The organism is Bacillus cereus group sp. BfR-BA-01311, assembly GCF_022664295.1.
Taxonomy (GTDB): Bacteria; Bacillota; Bacilli; order Bacillales; family Bacillaceae_G; genus Bacillus_A; species Bacillus_A cereus.
In genome coordinates, this window is the sequence record NZ_JAKUHC010000009.1 from 13,982 (window position 1) to 28,228 (window position 14,247).

Sequence of the window (14,247 nt, forward strand, 5' to 3'; positions counted from 1 at the left end):
TATACTATAAAAGCTATAATAAGTACTAGGATTAATTTTTTGAAAATTATACGCAATTAAAGGTCTGATTTTAAGATGATGGTAGCAATGTTAATGTATCCCTTTACGAAAAATTAAAAATATAAATATTTTATTAAAAATTTTAACAAAAAAACAAAAAACTATATTCACAATTGTTATATTATATGTATAATGAAAATTGTAGAAACTTGGAGATTATTCTTTCAATTCTACTTTTTAACAAGTGAGGGTACAGGAAGTGCAATTAGGGGAGGCAACACAACATGAAGAAAAAGATACCGTTATTACTTGCATCAACTTTAACTGCAAGTATGTTGCTTAGCGCGTGTAGCTACCAAAAAGATGACGCAAAAGCAAAAGGGAAAGAGAACGCTACGAGTAGTAGTAACGGAAAACAGATTCTTAATTTAACAGAGTTATCTGAAATTCCGTCAATGGATGCATCATTAGCATCTGATTCTTCATCTTCTACAGCATTAAATAATACGATGGAAGGTTTATATCGTATTGGCAAAGATCAAAAGAGAATGCCTGGAGTTGCAGAAGATGTCGAAAAGCTAGATGATGGGAAGAAATACATATTTAAATTAAGAAAAGATGCGAAATGGTCGAATGGGGAACCTGTAACAGCTAAAGATTTTGTGTATTCATGGAAAAGAGCAGTAAATCCAGATACAAAAGCAACGTATTCGTACATTATGTTCGATATTAAAAATGCAGAGAAAATTCATAAAAAAGAATTACCTGCTGACCAATTAGGTGTAAAAGCGATTGATGATTATACATTAGAAGTAGAATTAGACAATCCCGTTCCTTACTTTATCGATTTAACAGTTTATCCAGTATTTTACCCACTAAATGAAAACTTTGTAAAAGCACAAGGTGATAAATTTGGTTTAGAGGCAAATACAACATTATATAACGGTCCATTCGTTATGAGTGATTGGAAACATGAACAAAGTTTCCAATTCAAGAAGAATCCTTCATATTGGGATAATAAAACGGTTAAAATCGAAGAAATCAACTTTAATATTGTAAAAAATACAGCAACTGATGTAAATTTATATGAGACAAACGCGATTGACCGGGCGGCTTTAACGTCTGAATTTGTTGATAAGTTTAGAAAAAGCCCAGAGTTCCAAACAAGAAAAGAAGCAGGGGTTGCTTACTTAAGATTTAATCAAAGTAATCAGTACTTAAGTAATAAAAACTTAAGAAAAGCAATTTCAATGTCCTTTGACCGTGATAACATTGCAAAAGTTATTTTAAATAACGGTGCAATTGGAGCTTACGGATTTGTTGGAAAAGATTTCGCTGAAGGTCCGAATAAAAAAGATTTCCGAGCTGAAAATGGAAAGCTAGTTGAAACAAATCCAAAAGAAGCGAAAAAGCTTTGGGAAACAGCGAAGAAAGAGCTTGGAACTGATAAAATCGAACTAGAATTCTTAAACTTTGATAATGAAGATGCTAAAAAAGTTGGGGAATTCTTAAAAGGTGAGATGGAAAAGAACTTACCAGGTTTATCAATTAAAATTAAACAGCAACCATTCGCACAAAAAAATAAATTAGAAGATTCTCAGCAATATGATATTGCGTTTGGTATTTGGGGACCAGATTTCCCAGATCCAATCTCATATTTAGATATGTTTGTTACGAATGGTTCTCAAAATAAAACAGGGTATTCTAATCAGAAATATGATGAGTTAATCCTAAAAGCTAAAACAGATACAAAAGATTTACAAGCTCGCTGGGACAACCTTCTAGAAGTAGAGAAGATGTTAATTAAAGAGGATGCAGTTATCACTCCAATCTTCCAAAAAGGTTCAGCGTATGTAGTAAAAGGTGCCGTAAAAGATATTATCCCAATTAACTATGGTGGTAAATTAACTTACAAATGGGCATCTGTTGAACAAAAATAATCTTTTTTTTCCATCGTTTACAAGGGTATATGCCTATGATGGGCATATGCTCTTATTTTAAAAAAATAAAAGTAAGAATATTTTAAACTATCTTATTGCTTTTGAGAAAAACGGGGAGGTGCTTGATATGGGACGTTATGTATTAAAACGTTTCGTGTACATGGCTTTGACATTATTTTTAATTACTACACTGACTTTCTTTTTGATGAAATTACTTCCGGGTTCTCCGCTTAAAAACCAGGAGAAGCTATCACCGGCACAAAAAGAAATCATTCTTGAAAAATACGGATTGAATGATCCGGTACCAGTTCAATACGCACGTTACTTAGGTAACCTAGCAAAAGGTGATTTAGGGGTATCATTCCAATATGATAACCGCCCAGTAACAGACATGATTGTGGATCGTATTGGACCATCAGCCCAATTAGGTTTACAAGCGATTATATTAGGAACATTTATCGGTTTAATTTTAGGTATTGTTGCCGCACTTCGTAATAATACGTGGGTAGATTATAGTGCAACAGTTATTTCGGTACTCGGAATGTCGGTACCATCATTCGTATTCGCCGCATTACTGCAATATTTCGTAGGGGTAAAACTTGGCTGGTTCCCAGTAGCATTCTGGAAAGGACCAGAGTTTACTGTAATGCCTACAATTGCATTATCGATGGGAGTTATCGCAACAATCGCACGTTTCTCTCGTGCAGAATTAATTGAAGTTATGCAAGCCGATTACATTTTAACAGCGAAAGCGAAAGGAATTAGCCAAGGCGTTATTATTGTCAAACATGCACTTCGTAACGCGTTAATTCCAGTTGTAACAATTTTAGGACCAATGGTTGCGGCATTAATTACAGGAACACTTGTTATCGAGCAAATTTATGCTGTACCAGGACTTGGGGAACAATTCGTTAAATCGATTACTTTAAATGACTATACAGTTATTATGGGAACTACGATTTTCTATAGTGCAATCTTCATTTTAGTTATTTTCATTGTCGATATTTTATACGGAATTATTGATCCTCGTATTCGTTTAGCGGGAGGGAAAAAATGATGAAAGATGTACAAAAATTATCTCCAGATTTATTTCAACAAGCCAATCAAAATAATGTTGATAATGAAGTCATTGCCCGTCCAAGCCTAACGTTTTGGCAAGATGTAAGAAGACGTTTATTCCAACATAAAGGTGCGATGCTTGGCCTTGTATTATTAGTTATCATTGCACTATTAGCGATTTTTGGACCGATGGTAAGTAAACACTCGTATAAAGAGCAAGATTTAGGTCGAGCGAAATTACCACCAAAAATTCCAGTTATTGAAAATGTTCATTGGTTACCATTTGACGGTACAGATCAATATGGTGTTGACCAATATGAAAAACGTGATATTAAAGAGTACTTCTGGTTTGGTACAGATGATCTTGGCCGTGACTTATGGACAAGAACATGGGAAGGTACACGCGTATCATTATATATCGCTCTTTTAGCGGCAGCAATTGACTTAGTAATTGGGGTTGCATACGGAGGTATTTCAGCATTCTACGGCGGTAGAGTAGATAATATTATGCAACGTATTATGGAGATTATTAACGGTATTCCATACTTAATCATCGTTATTTTAATGGTAATCATTATGGGATCTGGTATTTGGTCAATTACACTCGCGATGGCGATTACAGGTTGGATAGGGATGTCGCGAATTGTTCGTGGACAAATCTTAAAGTTAAAAAACCAAGAATATGTATTAGCATCTCGTACATTAGGTGCAACAAATACACAATTAATTGTGAAACATTTAATTCCAAACGTAATGGGACCTATTATCGTAATGACAATGTTTACAATTCCATCAGCGGTGTTTGGTGAAGCGTTCTTAAGTTTCATCGGTTTAGGAATTCAGCCACCATTTGCGTCACTTGGTTCTCTTGTAAATGATGGTTATAAATCTATTCAAACGTATCCGCATATGATGTTCATCCCTGCGGTTGTCATCAGTATATTAATTTTAGCGTTTAACTTAATGGCAGACGGATTACGCGACGCGTTAGATCCAAAAATGCGTAAGTAAAAGAGGGGAGAGGCAAAGATGAAAACATTGTTAGAGGTAAAAGATTTACAAGTCTCCTTTGATACACATGCAGGTGAAGTACAAGCTGTACGCGGCGTTACTTTTGATTTGAAAAAAGGAGAAACATTGGCGATTGTAGGAGAATCTGGTTCAGGGAAATCAGTTACTTCTAAAGCGTTAATGGGATTAATTCCGAATCCTCCTGGACGCATTAAAAATGGTGAAATCGTATTTGAAGGTCGTGACTTAACGAAATTAACAGAAAAAGAAATGCAGCAAGTACGCGGTAAAGATATTGCGATGATTTTCCAAGATCCAATGACATCATTAAATCCAACGATGACAATTGGAAATCAAATTATGGAAGGTCTAATTAAACACCAAGGGATGAGTAAAGCAGATGCACGTAAAGTTGCTTTAGAATTAATTGACCTTGTAGGTATTCCAAATCCAGAAGCTCGTTTAAAACAATATCCTCACCAATTCTCAGGTGGTATGAGACAGCGTGTAGTTATTGCGATGGCGTTAGCTTGTAACCCAAAATTATTAATTGCCGATGAGCCGACAACAGCGCTAGACGTTACGATTCAGGCGCAAATTTTAGAACTTATGAAAGACATTCAGCAAAAAACAGAAGCAGCAATCATTTTCATTACGCATGACTTAGGTGTAGTAGCAAACGTTGCGGACCGAGTGGCAGTTATGTACGCTGGTAAAGTTGTTGAAATTGGAACTGTAGATGAAATTTTCTACAATCCGAAACATCCATATACTTGGGGTTTAATCGCATCTATGCCAAGTTTAGATGGTTCAGAAGAAGAGTTATATGCAATCCCTGGAACGCCTCCAGATTTATTGAAGCCGCCGAAGGGAGATGCTTTTGCACCACGTAACCCACAGGCACTGAAAATTGACTTTGAAATGGACCCACCTTTATTTAAAGTAAGTGATACGCACTATGCGGCAACTTGGTTACTTCACGAGCAAGCTCCAGAAGTAAAACCGCCGGCAGTCGTTGAAAGACGCATTCTTCAAATGAAAGCAGGTGAACAACATGACTAAACAACGTGAGAAATTAATTGAAGTAAAAAATGTAAAGCAACACTTCGACGTGAGTGGTGGTGTTGTCAAAGCGGTTAATGATATTTCATTTGATATTTACCGCGGAGAAACATTTGGTCTTGTAGGAGAATCGGGTTGTGGTAAATCGACAACTGGAAGAACGATTATTCGTTTATATGATGCAACTGCTGGTGAAGTATTGTTCGATGGTGAAAATGTACATGGTAAGAAATCACGCGCAGAACTGAAGAAATTCAACCGTAAAATGCAAATGATTTTCCAAGATCCATACGCATCATTAAATCCTCGTATGACAGTAGGGGATATTATCGCAGAAGGTATTGATATTCACGGATTAGCGAAAAGTAAAAAAGAGCGCATGGACCGTGTTCATGAACTATTAAACACAGTTGGTTTAAATAAAGAGCACGCAAACCGTTTCCCACACGAATTCTCAGGTGGACAACGTCAGCGTATCGGTATCGCTCGAGCGCTTGCTGTAGACCCAGAATTTATCATTGCCGATGAGCCGATCTCAGCACTTGACGTATCGATTCAGGCGCAAGTTGTAAACTTACTGAAAAAGTTACAAAAAGAAAAAGGTTTAACATACTTATTCATCGCCCATGATTTATCAATGGTAAAATACATTAGTGATCGTATTGGTGTAATGTACCGTGGCCAAATCGTTGAGTTAACAACAAGTGATGAATTATATGCGAATCCAATTCATCCATATACGAAATCACTATTATCAGCGATTCCACTTCCAGATCCAGATTATGAGCGCAATCGTAAACGTATCGTATATGATCCATCACAGCATAATTATGGTAGTGAGGCACCAACAATGCGTGAAATTCGCCCAGGACATTTCGTACTATGTTCGGAAGCGGAGTACAAGAAATATAAAGAGATTTATCAATAAGAAAAAGAGCCATTCTTCTGTTATGGAAGGATGGCTCTTTTTCTACTATATAAAAGAATTGTATACATTTGTCGGTCAGTCGATATATTTAAAGAATCGCCGATATAAATCTCATGTATCATTAGTGATATCCATATGCAAAATTACTGAACTTGAACAGAAACATTCTCCTCTTGTTCTTCAGGTTTAACAAGTGCATAACGCTCCCATGCTCTACTTTTCCAGCGGAAGAACATAATAATGGCACGTGTCCATTCGTCGATGGCGATTGCTAGCCAAATACCAACGAGCCCCATATCTAAATGAAAGGCGAAAAAGTAACCTAGTGGTAAACTCATTAACACCATAGAGAATGCACCGATTAAAACAGGATATTTTGCATCACCAGCTGCACGAAGCGAATTAATGATGACGATATTCATCGTACGTCCCGTTTCAAGTAGTACACTTAGTAAAAGAACACTTGCGCCTAACCCGATAATGTACGGATTATCTGTAAACAGTCCCATTAATTGTGTACGGAATGTAATAACGAGAGCGACCATACATAAAGTTACACCAATCGCCCATTTTACACTTTTCCACAAGCGTTCGTATGCTTCATCTTTTTCGCCACCACCAACGAGGCGGCCAATAATAATAGCTGTTCCCATACCAATTGCAATAGCGAATAAATAAGTGAACATAGAAATGTTCGTAGCGTATTGTCTAGCCGCTAACGATTCCGTTCCTAAATATGTTGCATAGTATAAGAAGACAATTTGACAAGCTTGATACATAACTTGCTCAAAAGCAGATGGAATCCCGATTTTTAAAATTTTCCCGATATATTCTTTTGATAAGGTGAAATAATATTGTAATTTTACACGATATTCCATAACGCGGTATAGTAACCAGAAGAAAACAATAAGCGCTATAAGTCGGCTGACAGCAGAAGAAATGGCAGCCCCTTGTACACCGAGCTCAGGGAAACCAAATTTCCCGAAAATGAGTACATAGTTTCCAGCGATATGAATCATATTCATTCCGAGTGAAATAAACATCGCTTGCTTTGTAAAACCGTGTACACGGATAATTGCGGCTAATGAGTTAATAATAGCTTGTAGGAAGATGGCTCCTCCGACGATAGATAAGTAGTTTTGCGCATACGTTAGTACATCGCCTTGTAAGTTCATTGCGAGCATCATATGTTTCGAAAATAAAAGAAAACCAGCGCTTATAACGAGCCCAACTATTAAATTTAATGTGACGGCTAATGCTGATATTTTAGATGCTTCCATAAAGCGTTTGGAACCGAGGTATTGAGATACGACGATAGCTGCGCCGTTCCCGATGACTTCTAGTACCAAAATAGCGATATGGAGGTATTGATTCGCTGCACCAACCCCAGATACAGCATCGTCTGATAATGCACTTAACATGAAAGTATCAGCGATCCCCATTAACATAAAAAGAAAAACTTCTAGAAAAATAGGCCATGTTAATAAGAATAAACTTAATTTCTTAGTAGGCCCGTTTTTTGCCTGAATTGCTGCCATGTCCGTCCCCTCTTTACCGATATCTATTTTTAGCAAAATGTATCGTAACATACTTTCTTAACCTTTGCACTCATTTTAGCCTACATATTTTTATTATGAAGAGAGTGCTATTTTATGATAAAAACAAAAGGATAATTATACATAAAGTATTATGAGATATAAAATTCATTTTTCTCTGATAATTTAGAAAAGTATAAAAAATATTGTTTTTAACACTTTAGTAAGAATAATCAGCAATATGAAACGTTTACAAAGATTTATTTTTTAACAGGAAATTTTAATGAAATAGAAATATAAATATACAAAAAATATATTTGTGTGTATAATATGAATTATTAGAACATATATATATTTCTTTCTGTTTGAAAATGAAAGGGCTAACATTTTTGTGGAGGGTGGAAGTATGAAAAAAAAGATGCCAGTTTTTGTAGTATCAACAGTAGCAATGAGCATGATGTTAGGGGCATGTAGCTACCAAAAAGATGAACCGCAAGCGAACGCAAAAGGGGATAGCGGGAAAAGCGGTGCGAAGCAAGTTATTAACTTAATTGAAACGCAAGAAATTCCAACGATGGATCCAGCGTTATCAGCTGATGCAGTTTCTTCAAGAGTAATGGGTAATACGATGGAAGGCTTATACAGTTTAGGAAAAGATGATAAGCTAGTTCCTGGTGTAGCGAAGGAATTCCAAAAATCAGAAGATGGTAAAAAATATACATTTAAATTACGTGAAGACGCAAAATGGTCAAATGGTGATCCTGTGACGGCAAAAGATTTCGTATACGCATGGCAAAGAGCGATTAACCCAGATACAGCTGCGAAATCAGCGTACATTATGTATGATATAAAAAATGCAGAGAAAATTAATAAAAAAGAGATGAGTCCGGATCAATTAGGGGTAAAGGCGATTGATGATTATACATTAGAAGTGGAATTAGATAATTCAATTCCATACCTTGTAGATTTAATGGTATATCCAATCTTCTATCCTGTGAATGAAAAGTTTGTGAAAGAGCAAGGTACGAAGTTTGGTTTGGAAGCGAATACAACGCTTTATAACGGCCCATTTACATTAAGTGATTGGCAACATGAACGTAGCTTTAAAATGACAAAGAGCGCGTCATATTGGGACAATAAAGAAGTGAAGATTGAAGAAGTAAACTTTAATATTGTAAAAGATACATCTACGCCAATTAACTTATATGAAACAAATGCAATTGATCGAGCGTCGTTATTAGCGGAGTTTATTGATAAATATAAAGGAAAACCAGATTTCCAAACAGTAGAAGATACATCTGTATTCTTCCTTCGTTTAAATCAAAAAGATCCAGCTTTAGCAAATAAAAATATTCGTAAAGCAATTTCACTTGCTTTTGACCGTAAGCCATTCGTGGATACATTATTAAATAACGGTTCTAAGCCAGCAACAGGATTAATTCCTGATAACTTCATTAAAGGACCAGATAAAAAAGATTTCCGTGCTGTAAACGGGGATATTGTAAAACCAAACGTGAAAGAAGCGAAGAAATATTGGGAAGCTGGTAAAAAAGAACTTGGTAAAAATGAAATCGAATTAGAATTATTAAATGAGGATGTAGAGTTATCAAAGAAAACTGGTGAATATTTAAAAGGTGAATTAGAAAAGAATTTACCAGGTTTAACAGTAAAAATTAAACAACAACCATTCGCACAAAAACTAAAATTAGAAGATGCGGGCGATTATGTCATGTCATTCTCTGGATGGAGTGCGGACTTCCCAGATCCAATTACATATCTTGATATGTTTGTAACAGATGGGTCACAAAATAAGATGAAGTACTCTAATCCAAAATACGATGAAATCATTATGAAGGCGAAAAAAGATGGAAGCGATGTAAATGCTCGTTGGAAGAACTTATTAGAAGCTGAAAAAATGTTACTTGATGATGCTGCGATCGTTCCAGTATATCAACGTGGTAGAGCATATTTACAAAGAGATTCAATTAAAAATATGTATAACCATAAATATGGCGGCGATTTAAGCTTTAAATGGGCGTCAGTAGAGAAATAAGAAAAAAAGCAGGTGATCGCCTGCTTTTTTTTAATACGTTCGTTTCTTATAAATGCCTTTTCCGCCAACTTGGTTCCAGCCAGATTGTACACCCAAACTTTTGTTAACAAACTTCATTTTTTCTTTTCCACCAAAGAGCTTTTCGCCGATGCTATTTGTAATGACACCAATCAATGCTGTTATTCCGATGATGAGGGCAGCAACCGTAATAAAATCAATAAAAAAAGCAATCATTTGAAAACTCCCCCTTTGCCTGTCTGTATGTTTATTGTATGAGATAAAAAATGAAAAAGAAAGAAATGTCAGAAAAATATTTAATTTACTTTAGAAATCGTGTAGACAGGAGGGAGGATATTTGTTAAAATAAGAACAAACGTTCCTTTTTATTCTCATTTGTATAGTCTTACATTTCTTAATTGATTTATCAAGAAAAAGTAAGAAAACGTTCTCTTTTTCATAGGGAAGATTATAGATAAATAACTATATATTATATGAAAAATCTATGAGAAGTGAGTAGTAAAAGGATTGAAAGTTATTGTTAAAGTACAGCTGAAGTGAGCGTAATCATGTTACATAGCAGTGAAATGCACGGAAGAGTTTTCTCAACTAGCAGGAAATTTACTGTATATTTCTTGCAAAATCTATTGTATAATGATTATAGAAGTTACTTATTAAAAGTAATTGTTGTTTATTATAAGTTGTTGCTTACATGAAATGCGATTTTTGTACTTTTCAATAAGACAAGTTATCGCGAAAAATTGCTGAAGTTAGAAATTAAAACTGTATTTAGTACAGAATTTGTACTCTTTAAGGAGAGTGAGCTTTGTATGGTAACATTATATAGTTCTCCAAGCTGTACGTCTTGTAGAAAGGCGAAATTATGGCTAGAGGAAAATCATATTCCCTATACAGAACGTAATATTTTCTCAGATCCATTAACGATTGAGGAAATTAAAGAGATTTTACGTATGACAGAAAGCGGAACGGATGAGATTATTTCTACTCGTTCGAAAGTTTTCCAAGAATTGAATGTAAACTTAGAGTCTTTACCACTTCAAGATTTATATAAGATGATTCGTGACTATCCAGGGATTTTACGTCGTCCAATTATGATTGACGAGAAACGCCTTCAAGTTGGTTACAACGAAGACGAAATTCGTCGTTTCTTACCACGTACAGTAAGAACGTTCCAATTACGTGAAGCACAACGTCTTGTAAATTAATTATAATAATATGAAAACCTTCTACCTATTATATAGTAGAAGGTTTTTTTTAATGTTTCACATTGCGTAATCGAACTTGTTGTACGATAAAGCCGATGCATAAAATAGTGAAAATGAACAAATAAGGAATGCTTGTAGTGAAACTTGGATTGTTATGAAAAAAGGTTGCAAGTCTGTCTTCATGTGTAACCATTTTTCCTGCAGTATAGGCAAGAATCGCTGCACCGCAATAAATGAGGAATGGAAATCGTTCCATAAGTATTAAAATAAGTTTGCTGCCCCAAATAATAATCGGGATAGAAATGAGTAAGCCGATTATGACGAGTAAAAATCTCCCGTGAGCTGCACCTGCAATGGCAATAACATTATCAAACCCCATAACGAGATCCGCGAAAACAATTGTCCGCACAGCTTGAAATAAAGTTGTTTTTCCTTGAATAGAAGAAAGATCGTTGCTATTATCGGTTAATAAATTGACTGCAATTAATGTAAGTAAAACCCCGCCAATCAATTGTAGAAATGGAATGTCGAGTAAATAGACAGCTAGTATAGTAAGGATGATTCTTAGTACAATCGCTAAAAGAGTACCGATCAAAATAGCCTTATTTCGTTTCGATTCAGGTAAATTTCGGCTAGCTAGTGCGATGACGATTGCATTGTCACCACCTAATACAACATCGATACCGACAATCATTAGTACGGATGTTAAAAACTCTAAGTCCATTCGTCTGCCTCCATTTATGATGTTTTAATAAGCGAACTATATGTATGTGATGAAGAAAGTTGTTGTTAAATAATCTCTTCTAATAGAAGTTTCACTTTATTACAGTGTACGGGGGAATGTGGAAATGTATGTCCAAATTTTTTGTAAGTAAGAAATCGCTATAATAATATATTTATGTAGTTTATCGAGTAAAGATAGGCATATAACTATTTTTGTAAAATAAATCGATTTTATTTCCATTCTGGAGAATCTTATCATAAAATGAGAGTACAAGAATCTATTGATTTGTCATATGAGTGGGGAATCCCTTCATAACAATTCTAAGCAGGAAGGGAGAGTTGTATTTTGGATATTGAAAGAATTAATGATCATACGATGAAATTTTTTATTACGTACATTGATATAGAGGATAGAGGATTTAATCGTGAAGAAATTTGGTATGATCGCGAACGAAGTGAAGAGCTCTTTTGGGAGATGATGGACGAAGCTCGTGATCATGACGATTTCTTTATTGATGGACCGTTATGGATTCAAGTGCAAGCAGTCGATAAAGGGATTGAAGTACTTGTCACGAAAGCAGAGCTTTCAAAGGACGGACAAAAGCTGGAACTACCGATAGGGGTAGACAAAATTATAGATATTCCTCTAGATGAAGGCATCGAATCATTATTCCAACAAGAATTAGTCGAAGAGGTAGAAGAACAAACAGGAACAAACTTTAATGAAGATGGTACGTTTGGCTTTTTAATTAAATTTAATGATTTTGAAGATGTCATTTCATTAAGTCATCGTCTTATCTTTGAAGATATAAAAGATGAGCTGTATTCATTTGAGGACCGCTATTATGTATATGTGGAATTCGATGAAGTGCTACATGATGAAGAAGAAATCGATCGTATTTTAAGTATTATTTTAGAATATGGAGAAGAATCAACTTTAACAATTCATCGTGTAAGTGAGTATGGAAAACAAATTGTGAAAGAGCATGCGCTTGAAACGGTTCGCAATAATTTTCCTGCTAAAACGTAGGCCGATTTCTGTAGTATGAAATCGGCTTTTTATATGAAGAATAGGAAAGCTTTCTTAGTTAGGAGGTAAGAGATGAAAAATACGTTAAAGCTGATTTTCTTTATACTGCTATTGTTCGCATTATTTGTTTCGTTACGTATGTTTATTGATGTAGCATTTTATTCAGATGTGATTGGGATAAAAGATGTTTCGATTTTAGGTATTATTAGTATTTTATTTACAGTATCTGCGTTTTTAATTGGTTGCGTTATTTTCTTAGAAAATCGACATCCATCTAAAACACTTACATGGTTAATTGTTTTAGGAATTTTTCCGGTATTTGGTTTCTTTGCTTATTTATTATTTGGACAAAATTTTCGAAGAAAAAGAATGTTCCAAAAGAAGGCGTTACTTGATGAACAGGCGTTTTTACAATATAAAGGGCATGAAGATTACGAAGAACGAATTTTACGCAATCATAAGCATCAAGAACTGTTATTTCGTTTAGCGGATCGATTAGGAGCTTTAAATATTTCATTTCAAACTGAAACGAGGACATTAACAAATGGAGATGAAACGTTTCGGGCTATTTTAAATGGGTTAAAACGAGCGAAACATCACATTCATATGGAATATTACATTGTGCGTGATGATAAATTAGGAACAGAAATTAAAGATATTTTAATACAAAAATCGAAAGAAGGCGTTGTTGTTCGCTTTTTATATGATGCGGTTGGAAGTTTTAAGTTATCGAAATCGTATATTGAAGAATTAAACGATGCAGGTGTAGAAATGATTCCATTCTTTCCTGTGCGCTTTCCGATTTTAAACGATAAGATTAATTATCGAAATCATAGGAAAATTGTTGTGATTGATGGGAACGAAGGGTTTGTAGGCGGATTAAATATCGGTGATGAGTATTTAGGGAAAAATAAATATTTTGGCTTTTGGCGAGATACGCATTTGTATTTACGTGGTGAAGCGGTTCAAAGTTTACAACTTATTTTCCTTCAAGACTGGTTTTATATGACTGGAGAGGCTGTGCTAGCCCCTGAATATTTACAAGCAAAAGCAGTTGAGGGTGATCATTGGGGAGGAGTGCAGCTAGTTGCAGGTGGCCCCGATAATAAGTGGGAAACGATTAAGCATTTATATTTCGCAATGATCGCTTCTGCTCGGAAATCTATTTGGATTGCAACGCCGTATTTTATTCCGGATGATGATATTTTATCCGCATTAAAGGTTGCTGCACTTGCTGGTATTGATGTTCGTTTATTAATGCCGAGTAAACCGGATAAGCGTACTGTCTTTTACGCATCGAGATCGTACTTCCCAGAGCTTTTAGATGCAGGAGTAAAGATATATGAATACGAAAAAGGTTTTCTTCATAGTAAAATTGTCATCGTTGATTCTGATTTAGCTTCAATTGGGACAGCTAATATGGATATGAGAAGTTTTCATTTGAATTTTGAAGTAAATGCCTTTTTATATGATACAGATAGCATTCGAAAACTTGTTCAAGACTTTAAAGATGATTTAGAAGAATCAAGTGAAATTCATGGTGATCATTTTCATAAAAGACGTCTTCATAGACGAATTGTTGAATCAACGTACCGATTATTATCACCTTTATTATAAAAAGAGATGTCCGAAATTGGGACATCTCTTTTTTAAAAGGAATTTGTAACAAATTGTAGAATATAA

General features: G+C 35.0%; 12 protein-coding genes. 9 read left to right on the forward strand and 3 right to left on the reverse strand.

The annotated features are described in order from the left end of the window. Window positions 1-284: 284 nt before the first annotated feature. The 5 genes from MR136_RS19535 to MR136_RS19555 all read left to right on the forward strand — a co-directional run bounded on the left by MR136_RS19535 (window position 285) and on the right by MR136_RS19555 (window position 6,000). Window positions 285-1,940, forward strand: coding sequence for a peptide ABC transporter substrate-binding protein (locus MR136_RS19535; RefSeq protein ID WP_000727217.1), 1,656 nt, complete (start codon window positions 285-287; stop codon window positions 1,938-1,940). Window positions 1,941-2,067: 127 nt separating this feature from the next. Then, window positions 2,068-2,997: an oligopeptide ABC transporter permease gene (gene opp3b, locus MR136_RS19540; RefSeq protein WP_000534167.1), complete on the forward strand. Its 930-nt coding sequence runs from the start codon at window positions 2,068-2,070 to the stop codon at window positions 2,995-2,997. Next, entirely contained in the window at window positions 2,994-4,010 is a 1,017-nt protein-coding gene (opp3C, locus tag MR136_RS19545) for an oligopeptide ABC transporter permease (RefSeq protein WP_000974106.1), read from the forward strand. The genes opp3b and opp3C overlap by 4 nt, the downstream gene beginning before the upstream one ends. Before the next feature lie 18 nt (window positions 4,011-4,028). Then, window positions 4,029-5,072 (forward strand): ABC transporter ATP-binding protein, encoded by a 1,044-nt coding sequence (locus MR136_RS19550; protein WP_000854347.1) that lies wholly within the window; start codon window positions 4,029-4,031, stop codon window positions 5,070-5,072. Next, on the forward strand, window positions 5,065-6,000 hold the full coding sequence (locus tag MR136_RS19555; protein WP_000166348.1) for an ABC transporter ATP-binding protein: 936 nt from the start codon (window positions 5,065-5,067) through the stop codon (window positions 5,998-6,000). The genes MR136_RS19550 and MR136_RS19555 overlap by 8 nt, the downstream gene beginning before the upstream one ends. A 143-nt stretch (window positions 6,001-6,143) precedes the next feature. On the opposite strand, the gene MR136_RS19560 is transcribed toward MR136_RS19555, so the two are convergent. Beyond that, complete coding sequence (locus MR136_RS19560) at window positions 6,144-7,589, reverse strand: MATE family efflux transporter (protein WP_031312062.1); 1,446 nt, start codon at window positions 7,587-7,589, stop codon at window positions 6,144-6,146. Window positions 7,590-7,941: 352 nt separating this feature from the next. On the opposite strand from MR136_RS19560, the gene MR136_RS19565 reads away from it, so the two are divergent. Beyond that, the gene (locus MR136_RS19565; RefSeq protein ID WP_000728609.1) at window positions 7,942-9,588 is read left to right on the forward strand and encodes a peptide ABC transporter substrate-binding protein; all 1,647 of its coding nucleotides are present in this window, start codon (window positions 7,942-7,944) and stop codon (window positions 9,586-9,588) included. A gap of 30 nt (window positions 9,589-9,618) precedes the next feature. On the opposite strand, the gene MR136_RS19570 is transcribed toward MR136_RS19565, so the two are convergent. Continuing rightward, entirely contained in the window at window positions 9,619-9,822 is a 204-nt protein-coding gene (locus tag MR136_RS19570) for a hypothetical protein (RefSeq protein WP_000559972.1), read from the reverse strand. Between the two features lie 593 nt (window positions 9,823-10,415). Between MR136_RS19570 and spx the strand changes: the two genes are divergently transcribed. Then, window positions 10,416-10,811 carry a transcriptional regulator Spx gene (gene spx / locus MR136_RS19575; protein ID WP_000258267.1) on the forward strand — a complete coding sequence of 132 codons (396 nt, stop codon included), beginning with the start codon at window positions 10,416-10,418 and terminating at the stop codon, window positions 10,809-10,811. 49 nt (window positions 10,812-10,860) lie between these two features. Here the strand turns inward: spx and MR136_RS19580 are convergent, their stop codons facing one another. Beyond that, window positions 10,861-11,535 (reverse strand): TerC family protein, encoded by a 675-nt coding sequence (locus MR136_RS19580; RefSeq protein ID WP_000362607.1) that lies wholly within the window; start codon window positions 11,533-11,535, stop codon window positions 10,861-10,863. Window positions 11,536-11,880: 345 nt separating this feature from the next. On the opposite strand from MR136_RS19580, the gene mecA reads away from it, so the two are divergent. Together mecA and MR136_RS19590 are read left to right on the forward strand one after the other, a co-directional pair. Continuing rightward, window positions 11,881-12,564, forward strand: coding sequence for an adaptor protein MecA (gene mecA / locus MR136_RS19585; protein WP_000350714.1), 684 nt, complete (start codon window positions 11,881-11,883; stop codon window positions 12,562-12,564). 72 nt (window positions 12,565-12,636) lie between these two features. After that, on the forward strand, window positions 12,637-14,181 hold the full coding sequence (locus MR136_RS19590; RefSeq protein WP_000799194.1) for a cardiolipin synthase: 1,545 nt from the start codon (window positions 12,637-12,639) through the stop codon (window positions 14,179-14,181). The last annotated feature ends 66 nt before the right edge of the window (window positions 14,182-14,247 follow it).